Source organism: Anaerocolumna jejuensis DSM 15929 (assembly GCF_900142215.1).
GTDB lineage: Bacteria > Bacillota > Clostridia > Lachnospirales > Lachnospiraceae > Anaerocolumna > Anaerocolumna jejuensis.
Map to the genome: position 1 here is coordinate 57,797 of NZ_FRAC01000012.1, position 26,193 is coordinate 83,989.

20 protein-coding genes are annotated in these 26,193 nt (G+C 42.3%); 15 read left to right on the forward strand and 5 right to left on the reverse strand.

The genetic code is table 11. From position 1 onward, the window contains the following. Nucleotides 1–61: 61 nt before the first annotated feature. On the reverse strand, nt 62–1,621 hold the full coding sequence (locus tag BUB77_RS12620; RefSeq protein ID WP_073276421.1) for an amidohydrolase: 1,560 nt from the start codon (nt 1,619–1,621) through the stop codon (nt 62–64). A gap of 330 nt (nt 1,622–1,951) precedes the next feature. On the opposite strand from BUB77_RS12620, the gene BUB77_RS12625 reads away from it, so the two are divergent. The 5 genes from BUB77_RS12625 to BUB77_RS12645 all read left to right on the forward strand — a co-directional run bounded on the left by BUB77_RS12625 (nt 1,952) and on the right by BUB77_RS12645 (nt 7,294). Next, nucleotides 1,952–2,947, forward strand: coding sequence for an SIS domain-containing protein (locus tag BUB77_RS12625; RefSeq protein WP_073276423.1), 996 nt, complete (start codon nt 1,952–1,954; stop codon nt 2,945–2,947). Between the two features lie 553 nt (nt 2,948–3,500). Then, entirely contained in the window at nt 3,501–4,850 is a 1,350-nt protein-coding gene (locus tag BUB77_RS12630; protein WP_073276425.1) for an amino acid permease, read from the forward strand. A 142-nt stretch (nt 4,851–4,992) separates the two neighbouring features. Next, on the forward strand, nt 4,993–5,715 hold the full coding sequence (locus BUB77_RS12635) for a GntR family transcriptional regulator (RefSeq protein WP_073276427.1): 723 nt from the start codon (nt 4,993–4,995) through the stop codon (nt 5,713–5,715). 23 nt (nt 5,716–5,738) lie between these two features. Next, nucleotides 5,739–6,542 (forward strand): fructoselysine 6-kinase, encoded by an 804-nt coding sequence (frlD, locus tag BUB77_RS12640; protein WP_073276429.1) that lies wholly within the window; start codon nt 5,739–5,741, stop codon nt 6,540–6,542. A 29-nt stretch (nt 6,543–6,571) separates the two neighbouring features. Further along, nucleotides 6,572–7,294 carry a GntR family transcriptional regulator gene (locus tag BUB77_RS12645; RefSeq protein WP_073276431.1) on the forward strand — a complete coding sequence of 241 codons (723 nt, stop codon included), beginning with the start codon at nt 6,572–6,574 and terminating at the stop codon, nt 7,292–7,294. Nucleotides 7,295–7,509: 215 nt separating this feature from the next. Here BUB77_RS12645 and BUB77_RS12650 read toward each other — a convergent pair whose 3' ends face one another. Beyond that, nucleotides 7,510–9,846: a carbohydrate-binding module family 20 domain-containing protein gene (locus BUB77_RS12650; RefSeq protein ID WP_073276433.1), complete on the reverse strand. Its 2,337-nt coding sequence runs from the start codon at nt 9,844–9,846 to the stop codon at nt 7,510–7,512. 313 nt (nt 9,847–10,159) lie between these two features. Here BUB77_RS12650 and BUB77_RS12655 point away from each other — a divergent pair, with 313 nt between their 5' ends. The 5 genes from BUB77_RS12655 (at nt 10,160) to BUB77_RS12675 (ending at nt 14,466) form a co-directional block, all read left to right on the forward strand. Then, nucleotides 10,160–10,534 carry a MarR family winged helix-turn-helix transcriptional regulator gene (locus tag BUB77_RS12655; protein ID WP_242962492.1) on the forward strand — a complete coding sequence of 125 codons (375 nt, stop codon included), beginning with the start codon at nt 10,160–10,162 and terminating at the stop codon, nt 10,532–10,534. Nucleotides 10,535–10,674: 140 nt separating this feature from the next. Beyond that, nucleotides 10,675–11,517 (forward strand): alpha/beta fold hydrolase, encoded by an 843-nt coding sequence (locus tag BUB77_RS12660; RefSeq protein ID WP_073276437.1) that lies wholly within the window; start codon nt 10,675–10,677, stop codon nt 11,515–11,517. 238 nt (nt 11,518–11,755) lie between these two features. Beyond that, nucleotides 11,756–13,051 (forward strand): mechanosensitive ion channel family protein, encoded by a 1,296-nt coding sequence (locus BUB77_RS12665; RefSeq protein WP_242962494.1) that lies wholly within the window; start codon nt 11,756–11,758, stop codon nt 13,049–13,051. Nucleotide 13,052: 1 nt separating this feature from the next. Beyond that, a complete protein-coding gene (locus tag BUB77_RS12670; RefSeq protein ID WP_073276441.1) occupies nt 13,053–13,667 on the forward strand; it encodes a MarR family winged helix-turn-helix transcriptional regulator in 615 nt (204 codons plus the stop codon). A gap of 154 nt (nt 13,668–13,821) precedes the next feature. Continuing rightward, nucleotides 13,822–14,466: a MarR family winged helix-turn-helix transcriptional regulator gene (locus BUB77_RS12675; RefSeq protein ID WP_073276443.1), complete on the forward strand. Its 645-nt coding sequence runs from the start codon at nt 13,822–13,824 to the stop codon at nt 14,464–14,466. A gap of 225 nt (nt 14,467–14,691) precedes the next feature. On the opposite strand, the gene BUB77_RS12680 is transcribed toward BUB77_RS12675, so the two are convergent. Next, the gene (locus BUB77_RS12680; protein ID WP_330392562.1) at nt 14,692–15,024 is read right to left on the reverse strand and encodes a pyridoxamine 5'-phosphate oxidase family protein; all 333 of its coding nucleotides are present in this window, start codon (nt 15,022–15,024) and stop codon (nt 14,692–14,694) included. A gap of 215 nt (nt 15,025–15,239) precedes the next feature. Here BUB77_RS12680 and BUB77_RS12685 point away from each other — a divergent pair, with 215 nt between their 5' ends. Continuing rightward, a complete protein-coding gene (locus tag BUB77_RS12685; protein ID WP_073276445.1) occupies nt 15,240–15,578 on the forward strand; it encodes a winged helix-turn-helix transcriptional regulator in 339 nt (112 codons plus the stop codon). A 39-nt stretch (nt 15,579–15,617) separates the two neighbouring features. Here BUB77_RS12685 and BUB77_RS12690 read toward each other — a convergent pair whose 3' ends face one another. Further along, nucleotides 15,618–16,730 carry an SLC13 family permease gene (locus BUB77_RS12690; protein ID WP_073276447.1) on the reverse strand — a complete coding sequence of 371 codons (1,113 nt, stop codon included), beginning with the start codon at nt 16,728–16,730 and terminating at the stop codon, nt 15,618–15,620. A 277-nt stretch (nt 16,731–17,007) separates the two neighbouring features. On the opposite strand from BUB77_RS12690, the gene BUB77_RS12695 reads away from it, so the two are divergent. The 3 genes from BUB77_RS12695 to BUB77_RS30830 all read left to right on the forward strand — a co-directional run bounded on the left by BUB77_RS12695 (nt 17,008) and on the right by BUB77_RS30830 (nt 25,003). After that, nucleotides 17,008–18,417 (forward strand): redoxin domain-containing protein, encoded by a 1,410-nt coding sequence (locus BUB77_RS12695; protein WP_073276449.1) that lies wholly within the window; start codon nt 17,008–17,010, stop codon nt 18,415–18,417. Between the two features lie 539 nt (nt 18,418–18,956). Further along, nucleotides 18,957–22,022, forward strand: coding sequence for a glycoside hydrolase family 48 protein (locus BUB77_RS30825; RefSeq protein WP_084124186.1), 3,066 nt, complete (start codon nt 18,957–18,959; stop codon nt 22,020–22,022). Between the two features lie 23 nt (nt 22,023–22,045). Then, nucleotides 22,046–25,003, forward strand: coding sequence for a glycoside hydrolase family 9 protein (locus BUB77_RS30830; protein ID WP_084124188.1), 2,958 nt, complete (start codon nt 22,046–22,048; stop codon nt 25,001–25,003). A gap of 41 nt (nt 25,004–25,044) precedes the next feature. Here the strand turns inward: BUB77_RS30830 and BUB77_RS12720 are convergent, their stop codons facing one another. Beyond that, entirely contained in the window at nt 25,045–25,704 is a 660-nt protein-coding gene (locus BUB77_RS12720; RefSeq protein WP_073276451.1) for a Crp/Fnr family transcriptional regulator, read from the reverse strand. A gap of 107 nt (nt 25,705–25,811) precedes the next feature. On the opposite strand from BUB77_RS12720, the gene BUB77_RS12725 reads away from it, so the two are divergent. After that, nucleotides 25,812–26,153: a cupin domain-containing protein gene (locus tag BUB77_RS12725; RefSeq protein WP_073276453.1), complete on the forward strand. Its 342-nt coding sequence runs from the start codon at nt 25,812–25,814 to the stop codon at nt 26,151–26,153. Nucleotides 26,154–26,193 lie beyond the last annotated feature (40 nt).

Below are 26,193 nucleotides of genomic sequence, written 5' to 3' on the forward strand. Positions count from 1 at the left end.
TACAATTTTTAGAGGAATATTAACTTGAATATTAACTTGAATATTAACTTGATTATTATCTTCATAATGCTTGATATACAGGTATACCGTCTATAAATGTAAGGCATACCTGTATATGACGGATATCCTCCAGGGCAGTTTCGAATATATTTTCATTTAGCACTGCAATATCTGCCTTTTTACCTGCTTCCAAGGTACCCAGGGTATCTTCACAGTACAGATTATATGCACCGCCCTTTGTCCAGGCCTTTAACAGCTCTGGTATGGTAAGGGTATTTTCTTTATTATAAGCTTCTCCGCCTTCTGGAAACCAGCCGCCGCAGGCGTGATAGATGGATTCCGGAATATTATCAATTAGTAAGGGAAGATCCGTTGCGCAGGATAGGATAACCTTACTGTCTGCCATCTTTCTGCGGTTCCAATAATAACGGCCGCGTTCTTTACCGATCTTTTCTTCAATCATGGCAAGCTTGCTGCTTCTTTCAGCAATAGATTGGATTTGAGGATAGATTTCAGCAATAATTCCAAGCTCTCCCATTTGCTCCAGATCCGCAGGATCACTGAACTCCAAATCAGTAATGCTGTGGCGGTTTAATAGCTTACCATCAGGTTTTTTCTGACATTTACTAAATATTTGAATTGCCTTATGAATAGCAGCGTCTCCCTGTGCATGAAGGGAAAAGCGAAAACCAAGCTTATCTGCGGCAAGAACTTCCTGTTCGATCTTTTCGTAATCAATTTCCTGGCTGCAGAAAAGCCCTGGAGTACAGGTGTAGGGTTCTTTTAAGTCTGCATATAGCTGACTGATAGAACCGTCTGTCATTTGGTTGAATCCGGAGAAACGGACAAAATCACCGGAAAAATAATTTTTCATATCTATACCGTATTGCATATCTGCATCGAAGCCAACAGGCTGACTCATGAAATTAACCCGGAGAGTCAACTGTGAGGATTTCTCCAATTCTTTTAAAGTATCCGTAAAACCATAAAAATTATCAAAGCCCATCTCTTTTACCGAGGTTACACCTCTGCCGTTCAGCATTGCCATATAGTCTTTCAAGGCAGGAATAATAAATTCCCGGTTGTTTAGTATCTCCTTTAATAACCGCCAATAGCTTTCGGGATAGCAGGTGTCGGAGGTGAATTGGTATATTTCTGCGGCAGATTTATTTATGATGCAGGTATCACCGCCTTTTTCAAATAATATAACGGGAATAGAGCCGAAGGCTTCTTCCAAGGACTGTAAGGTGCTGTTGTCATTTGGAAATGCTTCCATATTCCAGCCATGTCCAAGGATAAGTGCATTGTTGAACAAGGGAATATCTTTCAGAAGCAGAATAGCATCCCGGACAGTAGCTGCTTCACTGATATCAACACCTGCATAACCTGCTGCAAACCCGGTGAAGAAGCAGTGAACATCGGAAAAGCCGGGGCAGATCAGCTTATTCCCCAGCTCATAGATCAGGGTTTCAGAGGAAAGAAATTCAGAGCCGTTACCGGTACCAACAGCAAGAATCTTATTACCTGATACAGCTACATAACCATTTATTAGAGAGATATCCGTTGCTGTGAATATAGCAGTAGAACGCAGTAATATATCTGCAGTTTGTTTATTTGACATAATGTACTCCTTTCAAATTTGGATGACGTGCTTTGGCTGCGGTCTCCGAAGCTGTCCAGTTGAAAGGCTATATATGAGTGATGGCAAAATGTATACCAATTAATAATATACCACAGCAGGGCAAAAGAATCAATATCATAATAATGAATACGGGTTTTATACCTGTTAATAAGTTTTCAAAATAATATTGACTCCTGAAAAAAGTGGTGGTATAGTTAATTTGTAAATTGGTATAGAATAATACGAATCATATCTATGCCAATAACAGGATTCCATAACACTTTGCAGGCAGGAATCAAGGGATAGGTATAACTATGAAGGAGATAATATATGCTAAAATTCGATGAAATTAAACAAATAGACAGTATTAACGGTGCTTTAGCACTCAGGGGAAGAATTAACGAAATTGTAGACGGCATTTGTGAGGAAGGCTATCGGAATATCTGCTGGTTAGGCATTGGCGGTACTTATGCCTCCTGTATGCAGACCCTGGTCCATATGAATGAACTCTCGGAGATTGATACCTTTGTTGAAAATGCCGCAGAATACTGTGCCACAGGCAACAGACGGATTGGTAAAGGCTCCGTAGTAATCATCTCTTCTGTTACAGGAAGTACGGAAGAGATGGTTCGCGGTGTAAAGAAGGCCAAGGAAGCAGGTGCAAAAATTTTCGGCTTCATTGATTTGGAGACAGCAGCCCTTGCACAGATGGTGGACTATGAGATTTCCTATCCTGCTAATGAGCAGCTGAAGTTCTTTATGGCTGCAGACCGTTTTATGTTCAACAGGGGGGAATTTCCGGAATACGGCCGGTTCTATAAAGAAATGGATGAATACCTGGCTAATGCCTTAATAGATGTGGAAAAAAAGGCAGATGAGTCAGGCAGGGAGTTTGCGAAAAAGTATAAGGATGATATGATCCATTACTTTGTCGGAGCCGGCAACCAGTGGGGAGCTGTCTATTCCTATGCTATGTGCTATTGGGAAGAACAGCACTGGATTCGTACAAAGTCCATCCACGCAGCAGAATTTTTTCATGGTATGCTAGAGATTGTAGACCGGGATACGGCGGTAACGGTATTTGTAGGTGAGGATTCCCAACGTGAATTAAGTTTGAGGGTAGCAAAATTCCTGCCCCGTATCTGTGGTAATTATACCATTATCGATACTGCTGATTATGATTTAAAAGGATTCAGCAAGGAGTTCCGCGGTTATATTTCACACCTTGTTATGCATGCCGTTACCCAGCGGATTGATGCGTATATCGAGCAATTTAACTGTCATCCCATGGAGATACGCCGTTATTACAGGCGCTTGGATTATTAAAAAAGGACGGCCAGTACTGTAATATAATAAATTTTATAAAAATGTATTCATAAAAAGGTATCACTGCAGGTGATACCTTTTTATTTATATTCATGAATAAATCAGGCAATAAATAAGCAGAAGAGACAGCAATCTTGTATATTTGCAGGGAAAAAGGAAAAACTGAGCTGTGTTTGAGCTGCTTTCCTAATAAATAAAATTGGTAATGAAATGGCAGTAAGATATATAATGAACTTGAATTTAATGATACTACAATGAGCAAATTGTTTTTTATAAATGGAAGAGCGAATAAATTATTATAGTTACTCTTCTGAAATATAAGCTATATTGTACAAAATAACGACAAATATTTATGCACAATGACAAAATTGTATAAAATGACTATATAAGTACTATATTTTTGTTGACCACTTTAGGGAAAAGTGTTATATTGAAAATGCAAAGTGGTATGGAAAATATAAAAGGTTATATAATGGGTGCGCAGGCTATAAAAAGCAAAATCGAATGAACTAAAAGGCGGTTTTTAGTTCACTGTAAAACGGGAGGAAACAGTATGTCAAACAAACCAAAAGAAGAACTTGGACGTAAACTTGGACTTGGTGCTGCGATAGCATTAAGTGTCGGTACTGCAGTTGGATCGGGAATATTCTCCTCAATCGGAACGGTTGCAGGTGCAGCTGGCTGTGGTATTATAGTAATATTATCATTTTTAATCGGTGGCTTAATTAACCTTCCTGCTAATTTATGCTATGCAGAATTAGCAACTGCTTATCCGGAAGATGGCGGGCAGTACATTTATTTCCGTGAAGCGGGTTCCAGACCCCTTGCGTTTCTTTGCGGCTGGATCAGCTTCTGGGCGACAGATCCCCCGTCAATTTCCATTATGGCACTTGCAATAGCAAACTATCTGGCATTCTTTACAGGCTTTGGCTCTTTGACAGTGAAGCTGGTTGCAGTTGCCCTGGTACTGATGTTTATGGTAATCCATCTTCGTTCGGTAGAGGGCGGCGGTAAATTTCAGACTTTGATTACAGCATTTAAAATTATACCTTTTGCATTATTAATAGGTATTGGTATTTTCTATATAAAAGGGGATATCCTTGCTGCACCTGCAATCATAGGAGCTCCGGTTGGCATTGCAGCTTTGCTGGCAGGTATTTCGGCCACGACCTGGTCCTTTGACGGAATGGGTTCTGTATGCTATATGTGTGGTGAAATCAAAGAACCTAAGAAAACAATGCCGAGGGCATTAATAATTTCCGTGGGAGTTGTAACGTTACTCTATGTTGGTCTAAGCTTTGTTGTTACAGGTCTGCTGCCTTTTGACAAGCTGACACAATCCAGTGCTCCGATTGCGGAAGCTGCTGCCAAAATTCCTTTAATTGGAGGAGCAGCAGGAACCTTAACTGCCATTGTTGCAATTATTGTAATCATTGGCTCATTATCAAGCTGTATCATGTTCCAGCCCCGTATTGAATATGCAATGGCTAAAGACGGTCTGTTCTTCAAATCCTTTGCCAAGGTTCATTCAAAATGGGAAACACCTTATTTCTCAATTCTGGTTCAGTGTGCAGTAGCGATTGTATTGATCTTTGCCAGTTCTCTTTCTTCACTATTGGGATACTTTACTTTAGTGGCCTTAATTAAGAATTTTATGACCTTTAGTACCGTATTTGTATTAAGAAAAAAACAGGGCTATAATCCCTTATGGAAAATGCCTGCAGGTTATGTAATGGCAGGTATTGCGATGTTTATGACAGGTACATTAATTGTGTCAACTTTCCTTTGGGCTCCTATTCCCGGTATTATCTGTGCACTAGTGGCGGTTGTTACAGGACTTCCGGTATATTATTACTGGGAAAGCAGGAATAAAAAGAATGCATCCGCTGCTTCCCGGCAGTAAATGTAATAATATAAAAAATATGAAAGATAACAATAAATAATCAGCAGGCAATAAATTGGAAAAAAACAGGTGCTATAAACATTTGAATGTGGTATAATCATCTCTGTAAGTTATATACCAAAATTGAAAGAGGTGATGTGTTGTGTTACAGGAATACCGTAATCGTCCAAGAGATGAGGCAGCCGAAAAAATTGAAAGCTATATAGCACAACATAATCTAAAACCGGGCAATAAGCTTCCCAGTGAGCGCGATATGAGTGAGATGTGGGGGATTAACCGGATGACCCTTCGCGGTGCAATACAGGGAATGATCTTTGAGGGTAAATTATATAACCGGAAAGGCTCAGGAACCTTTGTTGCATATCCGAAGCTGAACCGGAATCTTCAGGATTTAAAACCCTTTTCCGCCGCAGTTAAGGAAGAAGGAAAGACTTTACAGACCGTTCTGCTTAGCAGGGAAATAATTGAGAGTACCAAGCAGCTGTCCGGAAAGCTATGTATTAAATTAGGGCATCCTGTACTTGCCATTACGAGAAAGCGTATTGTGGATGATGAACCGGTCATGATTGAAGTTACACACATGGATTATGAGAGATTTCCGAAATTAATGGATTATGACTTTGGAAAAGAATCTCTGTATCATATAATTGAGAATGTTTATGGCACCCTTATAACAGAAGGAACAGAAAAATTGAGTGTTACATTTGCAAATGAAAGAGAAGCAGGCCTTTTAGAGATTGAGGAAGGAACGCCGTTATTTAATCTTTCCGGTGTTGTAAAAGATGCAGATGGAATACCAATCGAATACTTTAAGTCGGTCGCCAGAGTGGACAAAATCCGTTTTTCCAGTATGCTCACCAGGTGACCGGCACAACAGGGAGACGAGCCATGAGTGAGGAAAAGTTAATAAAAATTGCTGCAGTTGGCGACAACTGTATTGATGTATACCAGAATTTAAACCAGGCATTTCCCGGCGGTAATCCGGTTAATGTAGCAGTTTATTCCGTAAGACTGGGAGGAAGTGCTTCATATACAGGAGTAGTTGGAGAGGATGAATATGGACAGCTTATGATTAAGGCCCTGAAAGAAAAAGGGGTGGATACCTCACACGTCAGGATATTGCAAGGCAAAACAGCAGTAACCCAGGTGGAGCTGGTAGACGGTGAACGTGTTTTTGGTGAGTACGATGAAGGAGTACTCGCAGATTTTAAGCTAAGGAAAGAAGATATTGATTTTCTCTGCAGCCATGATATTGTTGTATCTGGTTTATGGGGAATGATTGAGGATGATTTATATAAAATTAAAGCAAAGGGAACTCCCATAGCTTTTGATTTTGCTACAAAATTTAATGATCCTGTTGTAGCAAAGGCAATTTCCTGGGTGGATTATGCATTTTTTGCTTCTGATGACGGTGATACAAAAGAAAACCGCGAATTTCTACAAAAAATGTATAACAAGGGACCGAAGCTTGTAATTATGACTCTTGGAGAACAGGGAAGCATTGCATATGACGGAAAGAGCTTTTATCAGTTCGGCATTATCAGTTGTGATGTTAAGGATACTATGGGTGCCGGAGACAGCTACATCGCAGGCTTTCTAAGAGGGTTACTTCTCGGTAAAACAATAGAGGAATGTATGGAAGCAGGAGCCGAAAACAGCAGTATAACCTTACAGTACACAGGCGCCTGGTAAAATAAATCAGTAAAGGAAATGATGGAACGATGAGTGAACTCGATTATCAGTCACCAATTTATTTGCAGCTTCGCGAGGTGGTGAGAAATAAAATCGAAGAAGGAGAATACCTTCCTGGGACAGCTATCCCTTCAGAGAATACTCTGGCAAAAACCTATGGAATAAATCGGTTGACAGTACGAAATGCCATTGATGCCCTTGTGCAGGAGGGACTGTTAATTCGTGTTCAGGGGAAGGGAATATTTGTTGTTGGTGATAAGATGGACCGGGATTTGGATTATCTGGGCGGGTTTAATCAAACCATGCGGGATAAGAATAAGATTCCAAAGACGAAAATTGTCTCAAAAGCCATGCGGAAGGCGGAGGATAAATATTCCAGAATCTTTGGTGTTAAACCGGATGAAGATATTTATTATATAAAACGTATCTGTTACGCGGATGATGAGACCATGTCTTTGGAAGAGGTTTATATTCCTCATTATATCGTACCAAAGCTGGATGGGATTGACTTATCGGTTTTTACAATCTATGAAGTTTATGACTTTTACGGAATTAAATTAAAGCAGGCAAAACAGACCTTGGATATTGCAAAACTAAACCAGAATGATGCCAGAATGCTTGGAATTGATATGACCCAGCCTGTATTTTTATTTGAATGTATCAGCTATGATGACGAGGACCGGGTGATTGAATTTGCAAGAACCTACACACGGTGTGATAAATGTGATTTTACAGTTCGGTTTCATAAATAAATAGTAAAAAGTTTAGTATAAAACCGGTCTAAAAGAAAAGCAGCTTATAACAGCAAAAGCCAGTAAATGCTTTAATGGCCACAGCCCCATGATGCAAATATATCTTGTATTGGGAGGTGTGCTTCATTAGCAGCAGATACTGGCTTTTATTAAACAAATTTAATATATATAAAGTTTTCTATAAGGGAAACAGCATTTAGGATTTTGAAGCTCCATTACCAGGAGATGGATACGGAACCGGTACCGGAGGTTGGAACGGTATAAGTACTGTTGGGGGTACTTTGCCATACCACATTTCCGCTGCTGTCTTTTTTTATTGCTTTGAATTCAATGCTTTTGCCTGCTGGAAGAGATACGGTAAGCTGCCAGGCGGGATAATTGGGACAGGCAGCCGGACCGGCCGCATTGGCAGGAGTCCAATTGCCAAGCTCTGCTATGTTGCCGGAAATGTATATATTTTGTCCCAAGGCAGTTGTGGCATTTGTGACAGTAAAGGTAACAGGGATGGAAGAGGAGGAGGGCTTGCTGTCATTTATAATACCATTCTGAATCCAGCAGTTTTTGGTTACCAGGTAGCCTGACTGTCCGGAGGCGGGGATTTGTGCGCCTCCGCTGTTAAACATTACATAGGCTTTATCCCAGCCTGAGATTGTATAAGAGTACCAGCCATCTCCCTCGGAGGTCATGGCTGTTCCGGGCCAGGCAGCACCTTCCTTCTTTGGTGAAACGGTTTCGTCATAATAATAAATATTAGGAGTTCCCCAGGAGGAGGGTTTGTAATAGTGAACAGTGTAACTGTTTGCGGCAGATTTGATATAGGTACAGGTTTTTGTAGTGCTGCCGGTGCTATTGGTGGCAGTTACCGTTAAGGTATAGGTGGTATTTTGAGGAGCGTTGCCGCCAATTTGGATGGATGTTCCCGACGTAAAGGCTATGGGTGCTGCATTGTTCAGCGAATAGGTTGCGTAGGAAGCATTGGAATAGCTCATGGTTATGGTCTGAGTGTCGGAAGTAAAGGTGCCGCTGTCAGGGCTTACAGTAATAACAGGTGCGGAAGAACCGGTGTTATATAAAACAGCGATGGTACCGCTCTTAATGATACCGTTTAATTTACCGTTTTGTACCGTAAAGGTTCCGTTGACACCGGTTTTGTCCATATAAGTACCATCTGCCAGGTTCGTAGCCTGGGATGTAAAGGTGGTCGTTCCATCCAGGGACAGGATTACGGAGCCTTTTGTTCCTCTGTCAATGATCAGAACATTGTTGTTTACTTGTCTTAAGGTTTCATTTTGTCCTGCCATGGCATTGTGGAATTTATTAAGGGCAGTGATTTCATTGTCCTTCCATTCGTCATCACCTGCCTTGCCTATAGTACCGGAAGCTCCTTTGCCGTCAGCCGGACGGTTAAAGAACAAGGGAGTGCCTTTTTCCCGGGCCGCAACGATAGCCCAGCCCATTTCAATCTGCCAGTTACTCATATTTCTGGAATCACCGCCGGAATTTAAATAGGTATCATGGGATTCTACCCAGGTTATCAGCTTACCGGGGTCGACCCCTCTGCCCCCGTAACTGGAAGACAGGGCTTTTCCGACATTATGGTCTTTGATGGCATTGCGTACGTCATTGCCGTAGGCAGACGCGGTAAGGTTTATGTATTTTGCATAATCCTCAAAAGCATCGGTATATTTACCGTCATAGATATCCCTGTCTCCTGCCTGCAGTACTTCCCCATATATAAAGCTGCTGCTGTCGGCTGCTTTGATTGCTGAGATTACATTTGGCCAGAAATAGTCAGCAGGGTTATCGTTGTCTTCCGGAAGGGCGATATGCTTTGCCGCGTCAAATCGGAAGCCGTCTGCTCCGTCTGCTGCCAGCCTCTTTAAGAATGGGATAATATACTTATTCTGTAAATCGGTATTTTCAGTGGCAAGATCTGGAAGTCCGATACAGCCGTGGGTTACCTGCCATCTGTCAGAATAGTTGATACTGCTCTTAAAGGTATGCCAGAAGCTGGCGTTGTTCCTGATTGCGGAATTTAACCTGTCTGAGGGATACATTTCCTGGCCTGAACCGTTATTTGCGGTATGGTTGCATAAAACGTCCACGATAATTTTAATACCGTATTTGTCAGCTTCCTGGCACAAAGATGTAAAGTCAGCTTCCGTGCCGAGCTGATTGCCGATTGAAAAATCAACCGGCTGATAGAGCATGTACCACATGCTTGCCGGGTCTTCTTTGGAGGGCTGTACAACGGAGGTCTGAACTGTGTTGTAGCCCGCTTGTGCGATAGCTCCGAGATTACTTTTGATCGTGTTAAAGGACCAGTCGAATGCATGAAGAATAACACCCTCTGCCGTAGTACCGGGTAAACCGTATTCGGATGATACGGTTTCGAGGAATGCAGCGCCGTCTGCTGCTGGTTCCCCGGCAGCTACTACAGTGTCTGCCGCTGCATTGGCTGTTGCAAGCTTCTGTGGTGTAAACCCCGGAAGCTGCAGCAAAAGTGCCAGCAACAGCAGCAAGCTGCATAATAATTTTGACTTCTTTTTCATGTTAACCCCTTTCTTGAATAACAAATCTCTGATTTGTTATTCGCTAATAAGCAGTTGAAAAATTTTCAACATACCGTCTCCTTTTGGAATCTATTTACAGCCTTCCGGAGAAGAGCTATAAATCAAAATCATATAAATTTTCGTAAATTTTCGTAAACCCTTACTTAGGATAGCATGCTGCAATTTAATTGTCAATAACAATATTGGAATAATATGGGATATTTTAGATGTTGACAAAAGTTTGATATCAAACTATAATAAAACCATGAGCACAACTGACATTATATCCTTAATTTCAAAAATAAGAGAAAAGATGAATAAGCGGATTATTACCGAGATGGAAAAGTACGGGATGGAAGGAATCGTAACTTCCCATGGCGATATTCTGGATGCCCTGAATCACCGCGGTAAAATGACCATGGCAGAGGTGGCCGCAGCAATAGGTAAGGATAAGTCTACCGTTACAGCCCTTGTGGAGAAGCTGGTGAGGTTAGGCTATGTGGCAAAGGAAAGAGATGCCGTGGATACCAGGATCATATATGTCACCTTAACTCCAAAGGGAAATGACCTTAAGCCGGCATTTAATAAGATATCCAAGGAAGTACTGGAGGCTTTTTATACCGGAATATCGGAAGAAGAAAAGGAGGTATTATGCGGGCTTTTAAATAGGATTTATTCCAATCTGTAGTTTAATTTACTATTTTAGTTTGATATCAAACTAAATGATAAATGTAATATGGTGTAGATTGAAAAAACAAAAAGCTGTTTTTTCAAATATTGATTAACAGATATCCAATAGAAAATTGTATTTTCAGAAAAGAGGTTAAAATGAAAGATTATACGAAAACATTACCGGAGCACATTGAGAAGTACCTGGGTGAAAATGATTTGTTCCTGGAGATTTACAGCAATACGGAGGATTATGGCAGTGGAGGCAAAATACAAAACAGCAGAAAGAAGCCGCCCTTATTGTTTATACACGGTGCTTATACGGGCAGCTGGATGTGGAGCAAATATATTCCCTATTTCCTGGAGGATGGCTGGAGGTGTTATGCTATGAATCTAAGGAGCCATTATAAAAGCAGGGTAATGGATTTAACAAGGGTCTCCTTTGAGGATTACCTGGAGGATATCCGGGTAGTGCTTGCAGAGTGCGGTGAGCCGCCGGTTATTATCGGCTTCAGCATGGGAGGCATATTGTGCCAGAAGATAGCTGAAACGGAGAGGATATCCGGCATGGTATTAATTGATTCCAGCGTTTGCAGCCAGGTAAATAAAATGGTTCCTTATGAAAGGCCAGCTGAAGTCTTTTCCGGAAATATTGTACCGGCACCCTGCCGTAACGAGAATAGCAGCACGGATGAGTCCCTGGAGGACATAGAATTTGAAAGGAAGTATCTTGCAATGGAAGCTGGAAAAGCTTTTTGTGAATGCTGCATTCCTCTTGGAGCCAGCGGGGGCATATCCGTTGATAGCAGTCTTATTACCTGTCCGGGTCTGGTCATCCGTACAATGAATAACGGGGAAGAAGAAAAGCGGCTGAGGGCAGAAGGGGAATATTTTCATGCCGAATATACCGGGATAATAGAATCGACCCATACCGGACTTTTAATCGGGCAAAGATATCAGGAAGGAGCCGGCAGGATTCTGAAATGGCTGGAGAAATTTTAATACTGAGGTTATAAATGGGCATGACTTGCACAAGCTATTAAAAGAAATTAATATATTGTACAGAGATAAAAAATGCGTTAAATTTTTTATCTCTATTAAAGCAGTATCACAAACAAGCTTGTGATATGCATAGGGATTAAGGAGAAGATAAAATTTGTTGCCGGGAAAGCGGGTTCTTATCTTGTACTCTAAAGCCATATAATTTATAATAAAAGAGAAGAATGAAAACAGAGCCTGAATGAATCAAGAAACGAGTGGATTGTTACAAATGGTGAAATTAATTAAAAACTGGCTGGAATCCCAGGGAATAGCCGGGAAATGGTCTGTCTGCCTTACAAATATTATAATGGTCATTTTTGTGATATTGGTAAGCTGGATACTGTATATAATTGTCAAGCGGATACTCATAAAATCAATGGAAGCCTTTGCAGCGAGAAGTAAGACCAAATGGGATGACATCCTTTTAAAGAATAAGGTATTTGAGCGTCTGATTCGGATTGTGCCGGCCCTGGTGGTCCATGCTTTTGCTCCTGCCTTTGGAAGTTATCAGGTTTTGATTCAGCGGATTGCTTTCTGCTATATCATATTTATAATCTTACTGGCTTTGGATAAGCTTTTGGATACGGTAAATGATATTTACAGCAATTTTGAAGTGTCAAAGGTAAGACCCATTATGGGGTATTTGCAGGTATTAAAGATTATTGCCTATGTTATCGGGAGCATTGTGATAATCGGGATACTTCTGAACCGTTCACCCTGGTTTCTGCTGGGAAGTATCGGAGCTGCTTCTGCCGTGCTTTTACTGGTCTTTCAAAATTCCATACTGGGCTTTGTGGCAGGTATCCAGCTGACCTCCAATAATATGGTGCAGCTGGGTGACTGGATTGAAATGCCCAAATATGGTGCGGACGGTGAAGTAAAAGAGATTTCCCTCCATACTGTAAAGGTGCAGAATTGGGATAAGCCCATCATAACCATTCCTTCCTACGCGCTGGTATCGGAATCCTTCAAGAACTGGAAGGGCATGGAGGAAGCAGGAGGAAGAAGAATAAAGCGTTCCATCTGCATTGATATAACAAGTGTTAAATTCTGCACGGAAGAAATGCTGGAGAGATTTGAGCATATCCAGTATATCAAAGAATATATAGAGGATAAGAAGAAGGAAATTGAAAGCTACAATGAAGAGAAGGGGATAGATTCCACGAATATGGTAAATGGCAGGCATCTTACCAATATCGGAACCTTTCGGGCTTATGTAGAGAACTATATAAAAAACCATCCTAAGATCCATAAAGGCATGACACGGCTCGTAAGGCAGCTGGAACCTACGGAAAAGGGAATTCCAATAGAGATTTATGTATTTGTAAATGATACCGTATGGGCGAATTATGAGGCTGTTCAGGCTGATATATTTGACCATATAATGGCAGTGATTCCGGAATTTGATCTTAGAATATTCCAGAACCCGACAGGCTATGACCTGAAAAATATACAAATGGAATATATGCACGGGGACAGTGCAGGAAAGGCATGATATGAGTGATAACAAAGCTGATTTATATGAACAATTTTCCCGTCTGGAGTGGCTGGTACGAAGATATCAATTGAAGAGCCTGAGAGAATTCGGACCAATGGCAAATCCCCATAAAGGGCAGGGAAGAATACTGGCTCTCTTAAGGAGAAGTCCGGAAATCAGCCAGAAGGAGTTATCTGCGATATTGGATATACGTTCCCAATCCTTAGGAGAACTACTGATGAAATTAGAACGAAGTGGTTTTATTACCAGGACTCCCTCGGAGGAAGACCGCAGGGTCATGGTGATTCGTTTAACAGAGAGCGGAAAAAAGGCTGCCAGTGAAAGTAGTGTGCAGCCGGAGGAGGATTTGATATTTGGGTGCCTGAAGGAGGAAGAGCAGACCTTGCTGGGGCAGTTCTTTGAAAAAATTATCAATGATTTGGAAGTAAAATTCGGCGACGAAGAATTTCGCTTCCACAGCAGAGACTTTCACGGCGGTTTTCCCTTCGATAGGAACAGCTCCGGGCATCCTTTCGGGAGAGGAGCCTTCGGACAGAGAACTAATGGCACGGAAAACAGCAGACAGAGCTTTCGAAGAGGCTCTGGCAATACGGAACATCCGGATAAAAAATAATTTTATATTGCATCAGGAAACAGGATACGCCGGTTCGAGCATAAATCGAATTGGCGTATTTTTTTAAAATTCCTATTGACAATATAGAAAGGTACCTTTATAATACAAAAGTGAAGGTACCTTATAAAATAAAATTCAGACAGGAGATTAGATTATGGATAATAATAAAAAAAGTTTAAACGAGCTGCTATTTTACGTAAACATAATGCTTTTCAGGGTTCAATTTGATAAATATGATGGATTTGGACCTATGGGAAGTCATATGGAGCAGGTATTGCTGTATTTGAAGGAAAGAGATAGTGCAACCAGCAGGGAGCTTCTTGAAGCCCTGGATGTCCGCCCGAAGGTTCTGGACAAATGTCTGGACAGACTGGAGGAGGGCGGTTTCATTGAAGTAAATACCCTAAAGGAAGCTGATACTATTCTGGAAGTAAAGCTGACGCGAAAAGGGCTTAAGTCTGCCGGTAAAGCGGAAGAAAGAAGGGCAGAGGCTGAAAAGCTCTTTGATTGTCTCAGTGAGGAAGAAAAGGAAAATCTGCATCGGATACTTCTTCGGCTGGCAGACAGCTTTGAAGCAGAATTAAAGGAGGAGGACTTTAGCAGAGAGGATTTTTGGATTAGAAGCGGCTTTGAAAATTTTGATAGTTTTAGGCACAGGCACAGCTTTGAGAAAAGCGGCGGCAATTGTGACAGAGGCAGATATGGAAGCAGGGAAAACCTTAGGGGCAGAGAAGAAAACTGGAACAGGGGAGGTTGTCCCTACGCCGGGAGGGGATATGGGCATTTCTACGAAAAATAAAGGTAAGAAGCATTTTACGTGGAGGCAGCCGGATTGAATAATATAATTGAAATATAAGGATTGAAGAATGCTCAACGGTAATTAAAAAATATTTTTTAGATAAGCGGTGTCTGAAAGCTCAGATGACCGCTTATTTTGTGTGAATTTCAAATGCCTGCGTAAAGAATTAGAATTTTATAACCTGGGGTTCCTCGGTAAAAGAGCATATTGTTGCGGCAGCATCTTTTATGTACAAGACCTCCATGATACCGTCATTGGCAGAGTACATCCCGGACAGGGAAGGGTTTTCCTCAAGCATTTTTCACGGGCAGACAGGCGGTCGTCATGTACCGCTGTACCCTCTAAACGAATCCATTTCCCCTTATTCATGCCTGATATTTCAAATTTGGGATTGGCTAATAATTGCTTAAATACATTTTTCTTATTGTTCGTTGTAATGTAAAGATTTCCTTCGTATTCGGCTACAGCACCAAAGGGTCTGACACGGGGCTGACCGTCCTCACAGGTTGCAAGATAAAAGGTTTGGCATTCTTTTAAAAATTCCAGTACTTCCTTCATTGAAATAATTGCTCCTTTCAAAATGAAATGTTATAATTAGTTTACAGTATAATTATATATACTGTAGATAGAACAACAAGTACGATATTTTAAGATACTGGTATCATATATAATACTGGTATCATGTGTAATACCGATTTCTTACATAAAACCGTTATCTTATTAAATACTGCAGCAATACTGCAGGCAGGTCTGCGGTATGCAAAAGGAGTAAAATGAAAAAGGAATTATTTGGTGTATGTCCCTATGTGACTGCGCAGAAGGTCTTAACGGGAAAATGGTCTATGTATATTCTTTACCTGTTAAGTAACGGGCCTGTGAGATTTAATGAATTGCAGAGAAGACTGCCGGAGGAAATGACCCATGCGACCCTATCCCGCCAGCTGAAGCAACTGGAGGAGGAAGGGCTGATCATACGGCATGAGTATGAGCAGATACCCCCAAAGGTGGAATATTCCCTAAGTGAGATAGGGGAAAAATTTAAGACAGTACTGGATGTACTGGAGGCCTGGGGAAAAGATTATATTGAGTGGAGAAGTAATTCGGAACAATAATAAATACAAGCCTCCTCCCTATAATTCCTTGATTAAATATTATGGCAGAAAAACCATGGAAAGCACCAGAACCGGCAGTAAAAGTACCAGGTTCAGAACCGTAAATATACCAAGATAGCGCAAGGGCCTGGCATTTTCAGTGCGGACATAGAATTTAAAGGAAATAAGGCTTGCCAGGGAAGCAATTAAGGTTCCAAGGCCGCCGATATTGGTACCTAATAAAAGTGCCTTATAGTTATCAGTAAAGGCGGAGAGGAGAACTGCCGCAGGTACATTGCTGATGACCTGGCTTAATAATACTCCCGACAGTAATTCATGGTGTTTGATCAGGGAGGACAGGACAGTGTGGACTGCGCCGATTCTTCCTGCGTTGCCTGCAAATATAAAAAAGCATACAAAGGTTAGCAGAAGGCCATAATCTGTATGAAGAATTAATTTCCAATCGGCAAATAGAAAGACTAGGCATACAAACAGGACCATCAGCCTGTAATCAATCACATAGAATACGGATAACAGGCATAGGATAAATAATATAACATACAGCAGTAAGTGCTTTTTACTGATATTAACATTTCTTTCTTCCGGCTTCATGCTTACCGGCTGCTTTTTACACAAGAGAGAAGCGAAGGAAAGAAAAACGAGACCAATACTTACAACCGGAAGGGTAATACGGAAGAAGTCCCCGGGACTTATATGAAAATAGGAATAAAGGTATAGATTCTGAGGATTTCCAAAGGGTGTCAGCATACTGCCAAGATTAGCTGCCACAGTTTCCAGAACTGCCGTATAAATAAGCCTGTCCATAAGTCCTGAGGCTGTATACAGGATAATGGTAAAGGGAACAAAGGTAATTAACGCCACATCATTGGTGATAAACATAGAAGTAAAAAAGCACATCAGTGTAAGCACCAGGCACAGTGCCCTGGCATTTTTAAAATGGGGTATGATGCTTATTGCCAAGGCATCAAATATGCCTGTACTCTTTAGACCTGAAACTGTTAACATCAGGCAGAAAAGCAAAGAAAGTGTCCGAAAGTCTATGTATGTTATATATTCTCTGGTGGGATGGACAAAAAACATGGAAAGAAGGGCTGCGCCAAAAGCAATCACCAGTACGATTTCTGATTGAAGGAAGTGCTTTATTCCGGTCATTGTTTTATCCTCCTGGAGGTGCTTAAGGATATTTTCATTTCTTTTATGTCTCGCATCTTCTCTGTTCCTTTTCTTTTGGTTTGTTAAATCCAGACGCTATTATACCTCCATATGGCATAAGGTACAAGTAATTATTTGATAATTTGCGTTGGTGAGGCAATTACTGTGATGCGGTCACAGAAAAAAAACTGGTAATCAATATAATTAGAACTATGCGGCAGTTTGTCCGAGTAAATTTTTCAGTTATAAAACGAACATAAAATACAGGAGGTTATAAATGGCTGGAATCGTGTTAACTAACCACATAAGCTTTGTATTTGTTTTTCTGGAGGGGTTATTATCCTTCTTTTCACCCTGTGTAATTCCTTTGCTTCCGGTCTACATGGGCTTTTTGGCTGGCAGTGCGGGAACAGAAAGGGATGGCATTGTAGAATACCAAAGGAAAAAGGTATTTCTAAATACTGCTTTTTTTGTCCTTGGTATTTCCTTTGCCTTTCTCCTGCTGGGAACTTCCTTTACCTTAATAGGAAAGTTCTTAGGCAGCTACCGATTCCTCCTTATAAAAATCAGCGGTATACTGATTATTCTCCTGGGGCTGGTGCAGCTTGATTTTATCCAATTTTCTTTTTTACAAAAAGAAAGGAAGCTGCATTTTAATGTGACAGATAAAAAAGTAAATCCGTTGGTTGCCTTGATTTTGGGATTTACCTTTAGCTTTGCATGGACACCCTGTATCGGTCCGGCTCTGTCATCCGTGCTGATCTTAGTGTCAGGAGCTAAGAGTACGGGAATAGGTTATCTACTGATACTTGTTTATGCCGTTGGATTTCTGTTTCCGTTTTTATTGCTGGGGCTGTTTACTTCCCAGGTATTGAACTTTTTAAAGGAAAAGAAAAAAATCGTCAAATATACCATTAAGGCAGGCGGAGTGCTCCTTATACTAATGGGGCTGATGACCTTTACCGGTTATATGAACGGAATATCCAGCTACCTGAACAGGGCACAGGCTGTTAAGGAGAATGCTGCAGATGATAAGGATAGCCAGGATAAGGAACCCTCTGCCAAGGATAACGGCAAGGGAGAGCAGGAGGAGGCTCAGGCAGGAAATGAGGCTGATAAGGAAAATAAAGCCGGAACGGGTGCTGAAGCCGAAGCTGAAAATGGAAACAGTACGGATGCAAAAGATGGTACAGAAAATGGAAATGGAACTGATTCAGAAAATGAAGCAGAAGCTGATCTTGCCACGGATTTTACATTAACGGATCAATACGGCGATACCCATACGCTTTCAGACTATAAGGGACAGGTGGTATTCCTGAATTTTTACGCGACCTGGTGCCCGCCCTGCAAGAAAGAGCTTCCTGATATAGAAAAGCTCTATAAGGAATATGGCTCCAATGAGAAAGAGGTGGTATTCTTAGGGATAACAAATCCAAAGAGCAAGGATTATCCGAACAACTCGGATGAAGATGTGGATTATATCAAGTCCTTTATAGAGAAGGGGGAATACACCTTTCCAACCGTATTCGATGAGACGGGAGAAGTTCTGCAAAAGTACGGTATATCCGCTTTTCCCACTACCTTTGTATTTGATAAAAAAGGAAAGCTGTTAGGCTATGTCCCGGGAATGATGACTGAGGATATTATGAGAAATGTTATCAGTCAGGCACTGGAGTCAGATAAATAAGAAATAATGGGGAGCTGCTGCCGGTTATATTATAGGCAGCAGTTCTTTTATTTTGTAAAAAGAACATTTATTGGGGTATCCGGATTTGGGATATTTAACGAAATATTTCGTGAGATAAATAAAAAATAATGTAATATTTTAACAATGTGGTTGACTAAATTGTAAAAAGATGTTATATTGTTGGTAAATAGTTACATAATTTGGTGAATAAACTAAATAACCCACAGAGAACAGCGAAAGTTTAGTAAGCGGATACCGGAAGTAATGTTAAATTTGATTTTATAAGGCTTAGCAGAATAGGACAAGCAAGGGGAGCATGTATGTACCTAAGCCTTTTAAATAATAGAAAATACAGGACAGGAGGATGGATTTTTACAACTAATTTCTGAAATTGTGAGAGGGGCTTTCAATTATTTCAAACAACCGGAAACAAAGCTAAAATTTGGTCGGAAAGGAGGTGCGGTATTGGGGTGCTGTATTAGTGAAGTTCCGGTTGGGGAGGTAATTGCAAGATAAAAATCAATGAGGAGGTTTATAGTATGTTGCACAAAGAATTATTGGAACGTAGCAATTGTAAACGCCCGAACAGGAGAAGTTTTAAGCATCCGTTTAAAGTAATGACGGTATATGCCGTTATTCTTGGGATTTTTACCACTTCCTTTATACCGGGCAATCTGACAAAGGCTTCCCAGGTTTCCGTAAGCAGCACCGATACCTACGAAAACAGGTTCCTGGAACTTTGGGGAGAGCTTCATAATTCGGAAAATGGGTATTTCAGCCCGCAGGGTATTCCTTATCATTCTATTGAGACCATGATAGTGGAAGCGCCGGATTATGGTCATGTTACTACGAGTGAGGCTATGAGCTATTATATGTGGCTGGAAGCAATGTACGGAAAATTCACAGGGGATTTTACTGGTTTTGATAAGGCCTGGGATACGGCAGAAACCTATTTGATCCCTACAGAGAAAGACCAGCCGGAGTCCAGCATGAGCAAGTATAATGCAGGTAAACCGGCAACCTATGCTCCGGAATGGGAGCTGCCAAGCAACTATCCGGCTAAGCTGGATTCCGGCGCGGCGGTAGGAGTGGACCCTATTAACAGTGACCTGGTATCAACCTATGGGACTTCAACCATCTATGGCATGCACTGGCTTCTGGATGTTGATAATTGGTACGGTTTTGGCAGCAGGGGAGACGGCGTTACAATCCCGTCCTATATCAACACCTTCCAGAGGGGCAAGGAGGAATCCACCTGGGAGACCATTCCTCAGCCCTGCTGGGACCAGCTGAAGTATGGCGGAAAGAACGGATATCTTGACTTATTTACCGGGGACAACAGCTACTCCGCCCAGTTTAAGTATACTGACGCACCGGATGCGGATTCCCGTGCAGTTCAGGCCACTTATTGGGCAGCCCAGTGGGCAAAGGAAAACGGTACGGATATCGGAGCTTATAAAAATAAAGCCAGCAAAATGGGAGACTATTTACGGTATGCCATGTTTGATAAGTATTTCCGTAAAATCGGAGCTTCTTCTTCGGCTGGTACGGGCTATGATTCCGCTCATTATCTTCTTTCCTGGTATTATGCCTGGGGCGGTGGAATCAATGCGAACTGGGCATGGAAAATCGGAAGCAGCCATAACCACTTTGGTTACCAGAACCCTATGGCAGCCTGGATTTTGTCACAGGACCAGGAATTTAAACCGGCTTCTAAGAACGGTGCTTCTGATTGGAGCAAGAGCCTTAACAGACAGCTGGAGTTCTATCAGTGGCTGCAGTCATCGGAAGGTGCCATTGCAGGCGGAGCCAGCAATTCCAAGAACGGACGGTATGAAACCTGGCCTGCCGGAACAGCGACCTTTTACGGTATGGGCTATGAGGAAAATCCCGTATATGCCGATCCGGGAAGCAATACCTGGTTTGGTTTCCAGGCATGGTCCATGCAGCGTGTAGCAGAATATTACTACAAGACCGGGGATACCAAGGCAAAAGCTCTTCTGGATAAATGGGTCAGCTGGGTGAAGACAGTGGTTAAGCTAAACGCTGACGGAACCTTTGAAATACCAAGCAATATCAGCTGGAGCGGACAGCCGGATACCTGGACCGGAACCTATACGGGCAATAAAGGACTTCATGTTATTGTTAAGAGCTATGGTACGGACCTCGGTGTAGCCGGCTCCTTAGCCAACGCCTTATTGTATTACAGCAAGGCTTCAGGGGATGACAGTTCCAGAGTGATTGCAAAAGAGCTTTTGGACCGCATGTGGAAGCTCTACAGGGATGATAAGGGATTAGCTGCTCCGGAATCAAGAGCGGATTACAGCCGTTTCTTTGAGCAGGAAATCTATGTACCCCAGGGCTGGACCGGAACGATGCCAAATGGTGATGTCATAAAATCAGGAATTAAATTCCTGGATATCCGTTCCAAATATAAAAATGACCCGGATTACAAGAGAGTAGAAGAAGCCTACAAGAATGATAAGGATCCGGTATTTTATTATCACCGTTTCTGGGCACAGTGTGATATCGCAATTGCAAACGGAGTATATTCCATTCTTTTCGGGGATGGAAGCACCCCTGTAAACAATTCCACTATTGCACCGGTAAGTGCAGCCTTTGACAGGAATACCGGCAGCCAGAAGGACATTAAGGTCACCCTTACTCCCAATGGCAATCAATTTACCGGTATTAAAGAGGGAAGCACCTACTTAAGCGAAGGAAAAGATTACACACTTTCAGGAAATGAAGTAACTTTGTTAAAATCTTACCTGGCTGCAAAAGCAACCGGAGATTTTAAGCTGACCTTTGATTTTGACAAGGGAGCCGACCCTGTGCTTACGGTGACCATAAGTGATACCACGGCAAGCGGCACGGTAACACCGGCGGCTGCAACATTTGACAAGGCGAAGGATAAGCAGGCGGATGTGGCGGTTACTCTGGATAAGGCTGGTCACACGCTTCTTGGAATTAATCTGGGTGACAGGGCATTAAGCAGCGGTACGGATTATACGCTGTCAGGAAATACTGTGACACTTTTAAAGACTTCTCTGGCCTCTTTACAGGCAGGAGCTTACAAGGTGGTATTTGATTTAAGTGAAGGAAATGATCCGGTGCTTACCTTGACGGTTACCGATTCTTCTGTTGCACAGGGAAGCCTGAAGCTTCAGATGTTTAACGGTAATACCTCGGCGCAGACAAATGGCATCAGCCCCAAACTTAAGCTTTTTAATACCGGTGATAAGACCATTGGACTGTCAGATGTGAAAATAAGATATTATTACACCATTGACGGTGAAAAGACTCAGAATTTCTGGTGTGACTGGTCAACTGCCGGAACCAGCAATGTGACCGGTACCTTTGTGAAACTGCCCCAGGCAAAGACAGGTGCGGATTATTATCTGGAAATCGGATTCACACAAGGGGCAGGAGAGCTTTTACCTGGACAGGCCATAGAAGTGCAGGCGAGGTTTTCAAAGTCTGACTGGAGCAATTATACCCAGACCGGTGATTATTCTTTTTCCAGCACGGGAAATAGTTATGCCGATTGGAATAATGTAACAGGATATGTTTCTAACAGTCTGAAATGGGGAGTGGAGCCGTAAAAGGCTCCGGTAAGGAGGTTATTATGGGTAAAATACGTAAAATGATGAGTCTTTTACTGATTGCCTGCTTATTTATGACGGGTATTTATACACAGCCGGTCAAAGCAGATACGAATTATAATTATGGGGAAGCATTACAAAAAGCAATTATGTTCTATGAATTCCAGCGTTCCGGAAAGCTCCCGGCTGATATCAGGAATAACTGGCGAGGTGATTCCGGTCTGCAGGATGGGGCAGATGCCGGACTTGATCTGACAGGCGGCTGGTATGATGCCGGGGATCATGTGAAGTTCAATCTGCCTATGGCTTATAGTGCGGCCATGCTGTCCTGGAGTGTATATGAATCAGAGGATTCCTTAAGAAAAAGCGGACAGCTGGATTACTTATTAAAGGAAATCAAATGGGCAACCGACTATTTGATTAAGTGCCACCCTACTGCCAATGTTTTTTATTATCAGGTTGGAGATGGCAATGCGGATCATTCCTGGTGGGGTCCGGCTGAAGTAATGCAGATGAACAGGCCGTCTTACAAAGTGGATTTATCAAATCCAGGCTCAACGGTATCTGCTGAGGCAGCCGCAGCCCTGGCAGCCGCCGGTGCAGTATTTGCAAAGAGCAACCCTGATTATTCCGCAGAATGCATCAGGCATGCAAAGGAATTATATAACTTTGCCGATACGACGAAGAGCGACGCCGGTTACAAGGCAGCAAGCGGTTTTTACACTTCCTACAGCGGCTTTTATGATGAATTGTCCTGGGCGGGAGTATGGATCTATCTTGCAACAGGAGATAAAACCTATTTAAGTAAGGCTGAATCCTACGTAGCTAATTGGGGAACTGAGTCCCAGTCCACAACCATAGCTTATAAATGGGCCCAGAACTGGGATGATGTGCATTACGGAGCAGAACTTCTTCTGGCAAGGATAACCGGTAAGGACATATACAAACAGAGCATAGAAATGCATCTTGATTACTGGACAAGCGGGTATAACGGAAACCGTATCAGTTATACGCCAAAAGGACTGGCCTGGCTGGATTCCTGGGGAGCATTGCGCTATGCAACTACAACAGCCTTTTTAGCCAGTGTTTATGCAGACTGGTCCGGATGTACTTCAAGTAAGGTAAGTACCTACAATACCTTTGCAAAGCAGCAGGTGGATTATGCTCTTGGAAGTGCCGGAAGAAGCTTTGTAGTCGGCTATGGAGTGAATCCTCCTACAAGGCCCCATCACAGAACGGCACACAGCTCCTGGGCTGACAGCCAGACCACACCTGCTTACCACAGGCATACAATCTACGGTGCTTTAGTCGGCGGTCCCGGAAAGGATGACAGCTATACCGATGATATCGGTAACTATGTTAATAACGAAATTGCCTGTGATTACAATGCGGGCTTTGTCGGAGCACTTGCCAAGCTGTACGGTGAATACGGCGGAACTCCTATTTCGAATTTTAAGGCAATTGAGAAGGTTACCAATGATGAATTCTTTGTTGAAGCAGGCATCAATGCTTCCGGCAGTAATTTCATTGAAATAAAAGCGATTCTCAATAATCAGTCCGGCTGGCCGGCTAGGATGGGAGATAAGCTGTCCTTTAAGTATTTTATTGATATTACGGAAGCGGTGAAAGCCGGCTATTCCGCAAAGGATTTTACAGTAAGCACCAATTATAACTCCGGAGCAAAAGTAACCGGACTGCTGCCCTATGATGAAGCAAACAATATTTACTATGTAAATGCGGATTTCACAGGAACCAAGGTTTATCCGGGAGGACAATCCGCTTACAAGAAGGAACTCCAGTTCCGTATTGCAGCACCCATTAACACGACCTTCTGGAACAACACCAATGATTATTCCTATACGGATTTAAACGGTGTGGTAAATGGAAGTGTTGTAAAGACCGGTTATATACCGGTATATGATGCGGGAGTATTGGTATACGGCAAGGAGCCCGGCAATGCAGTGAACAGTGCTGTTATCAGTCCCACGACGGCCGCCTTTGATAAATACAGCCCGAAGGATGTAGCGGTAACTGTTAACTATAACGGCAATACCTTAGAGAATTTAAAGAACGGTACAGCAGCCTTGGTAAAGGGAACAGATTATACGGTCAGCGGTAATACCGTTACCATATCTGCCTCTTATTTATCCGGTCAGCCGGCTGGAACAGCCTCGCTGCTCTTTGATTTCAGTGCAGGCATTGACAGGACACTGACAGTGACCATTGCAGATTCCAGTCCAAGCGGCAGTATTTCAATTACGCAAGCACAGTTTGATAAGAATCCTGAGAAGCAGAAGGATATTAACGTAACGGTGACCTTAAACGGAAATACCCTTACAGCCCTTCGTAACGGCAGCACAGTACTTGTAAACGGAACGGATTACGCAGTATCCGGCAATACCGTTACAATACTAAGTTCCTATCTTGCCGGCAGGGCTCTTGGAAAGACAGAGCTGACCTTTGATTTTAACAAGGGAACGGACCCTGTACTGGCTGTTACGGTTATTGACAGCTCCATTATTGTACAGGGAAATCTAAAGGTACAGATGTTTAACGGAAACACCTCTGCAACGACCAATGGAATTACTCCGCGGTTAAAGCTTACTAATACCGGAACCGATAGCATCAATCTCTCCGATGTGAAGGTAAGATATTATTATACCATTGACGGAGAGAAAGCACAGAGCTTCTGGTGTGACTGGTCTTCAGCCGGGACCGGTAATGTAACCAGCAATTTTGTTAAGATAGCAGAAAGTAAAACTGGTGCCGATTATTATCTGGAAATCGGATTTACAGCCGGTGCGGGAACTCTTGCTGCCGGACAGTCTGCTGAAGTCCAGGCAAGATTTTCAAAGAGTGACTGGTCCGATTACACCCAGACCGGAGATTACTCCTTCCAGGAAACAGGTTCGTCTTACGCTGACTGGAATAAGGTAACCGGATACGTTGGTTCCAATCTGGTGTGGGGTATAGAGCCTTAAGAGAGAACTTATCTGAGGCTGTCCAAAGGGCAGCCTCAGTATCAAAGCAGTTCAAAATTATTCTTATGAAAGGTAAGGATTCCTTCATCCCTTAGTCTGCCCAGCTCACTGGACATGGCACTGCGGTCAATACAAAGGTAATCAGCCAGCTCCTGGCGGTTATAGGGGATGGTAAAGGCTTTGCTCTTTGCCTCTATGGCCTGAACGGAGAGATAGGACAAAAGCTTATCCCTGGTAGTACGGCAGGAGATATGGTCAATTTTTTGCATTAGCATTACATTCTTACCGGCTAATATACGTACCATATTATTGATCAGGGCTGTATGAAAACCGCAGGGAGAAGGATAGGCATTCAGAATATTCTTACAGTCTATAAAGAGCACTTCCGCATTTTCCGCAGCCACAACGCTGATGGGAAGCTTGGGAATGCCGGCAAAAGCAAAGGATTCCGCAAACATATCGGCAGCAGACATTCGGGAAATAATAGTACGGTTTCCCCAAAAATCTTCTTTAATGATAATAACACTTCCAGACAATACAATACCTATTTCAGACACGGCATTTCCAGCCATATAAATATACGCTTCTTTTTTATATTCCAGTTCTCTTGCACCCAGGCAGGAAAGCATGGAATCAAATTCTTCTTCCTTTATTCCGGAAAAAAGCGGACAGCTTTTCAAAATTTCATTACGATTTTTCATAGAACAACTCCTTTTGTTGCAAAAACAACGGATATATTTCCTATATCTTAGTATAATACAGATAAAGAATCAATAAGCATAAATTACAAAATTAAAGGAGGAATTATATGTCTGCACAATATTTGAAAAACATTGAATTTGAAAAAGCACTGAAATTATCGGAACTGGTAGAATATCAGCCGGGCCAGGTGGTAAGCCGTACCCTTGTACAGAATAATCATGTCGGAGTTACTTTATTTTCCTTTGACAAAGGGGAACAAATCAGTTCCCATGCCTCTTCCGGAGATGCCATGGTAAATGTGTTAGCCGGTAAAGCCCGTATTACCATCGGAGATAAAGAGTATACTGTTTCAGAAGGAGAGAGTATAGTTATGCCGAACAATGTTCCTCATGCCCTGTATGCTGAAGAACAGTTTAAGATGCAGCTTACGGTAGTGTTCCCGTATTAAGACAGGGGATTAAATAAAATATAGCGTTGAATGGATACAA

What these genes read in the sequence shown, in the direction of transcription:
- BUB77_RS12620 (WP_073276421.1), bottom strand. Translation starts at nt 1,621, where the DNA reads ATGTCAAATAAACAAACTGCAGATATATTACTGCGTTCTACTGCTATA.
- BUB77_RS12625 (WP_073276423.1), top strand. Translation starts at nt 1,952, where the DNA reads ATGCTAAAATTCGATGAAATTAAACAAATAGACAGTATTAACGGTGCT.
- BUB77_RS12630 (WP_073276425.1), top strand. Translation starts at nt 3,501, where the DNA reads ATGTCAAACAAACCAAAAGAAGAACTTGGACGTAAACTTGGACTTGGT.
- frlD (WP_073276429.1), top strand. Translation starts at nt 5,739, where the DNA reads ATGAGTGAGGAAAAGTTAATAAAAATTGCTGCAGTTGGCGACAACTGT.
- BUB77_RS12645 (WP_073276431.1), top strand. Translation starts at nt 6,572, where the DNA reads ATGAGTGAACTCGATTATCAGTCACCAATTTATTTGCAGCTTCGCGAG.
- BUB77_RS12650 (WP_073276433.1), bottom strand. Translation starts at nt 9,846, where the DNA reads ATGAAAAAGAAGTCAAAATTATTATGCAGCTTGCTGCTGTTGCTGGCA.
- BUB77_RS12655 (WP_242962492.1), top strand. Translation starts at nt 10,160, where the DNA reads ATGAATAAGCGGATTATTACCGAGATGGAAAAGTACGGGATGGAAGGA.
- BUB77_RS12660 (WP_073276437.1), top strand. Translation starts at nt 10,675, where the DNA reads ATGAAAGATTATACGAAAACATTACCGGAGCACATTGAGAAGTACCTG.
- BUB77_RS12665 (WP_242962494.1), top strand. Translation starts at nt 11,756, where the DNA reads ATGAATCAAGAAACGAGTGGATTGTTACAAATGGTGAAATTAATTAAA.
- BUB77_RS12670 (WP_073276441.1), top strand. Translation starts at nt 13,053, where the DNA reads ATGAGTGATAACAAAGCTGATTTATATGAACAATTTTCCCGTCTGGAG.
- BUB77_RS12675 (WP_073276443.1), top strand. Translation starts at nt 13,822, where the DNA reads ATGGATAATAATAAAAAAAGTTTAAACGAGCTGCTATTTTACGTAAAC.
- BUB77_RS12680 (WP_330392562.1), bottom strand. Translation starts at nt 15,024, where the DNA reads ATGAAGGAAGTACTGGAATTTTTAAAAGAATGCCAAACCTTTTATCTT.
- BUB77_RS12685 (WP_073276445.1), top strand. Translation starts at nt 15,240, where the DNA reads ATGAAAAAGGAATTATTTGGTGTATGTCCCTATGTGACTGCGCAGAAG.
- BUB77_RS12690 (WP_073276447.1), bottom strand. Translation starts at nt 16,730, where the DNA reads ATGACCGGAATAAAGCACTTCCTTCAATCAGAAATCGTACTGGTGATT.
- BUB77_RS12695 (WP_073276449.1), top strand. Translation starts at nt 17,008, where the DNA reads ATGGCTGGAATCGTGTTAACTAACCACATAAGCTTTGTATTTGTTTTT.
- BUB77_RS30825 (WP_084124186.1), top strand. Translation starts at nt 18,957, where the DNA reads ATGTTGCACAAAGAATTATTGGAACGTAGCAATTGTAAACGCCCGAAC.
- BUB77_RS30830 (WP_084124188.1), top strand. Translation starts at nt 22,046, where the DNA reads ATGGGTAAAATACGTAAAATGATGAGTCTTTTACTGATTGCCTGCTTA.
- BUB77_RS12720 (WP_073276451.1), bottom strand. Translation starts at nt 25,704, where the DNA reads ATGAAAAATCGTAATGAAATTTTGAAAAGCTGTCCGCTTTTTTCCGGA.
- BUB77_RS12725 (WP_073276453.1), top strand. Translation starts at nt 25,812, where the DNA reads ATGTCTGCACAATATTTGAAAAACATTGAATTTGAAAAAGCACTGAAA.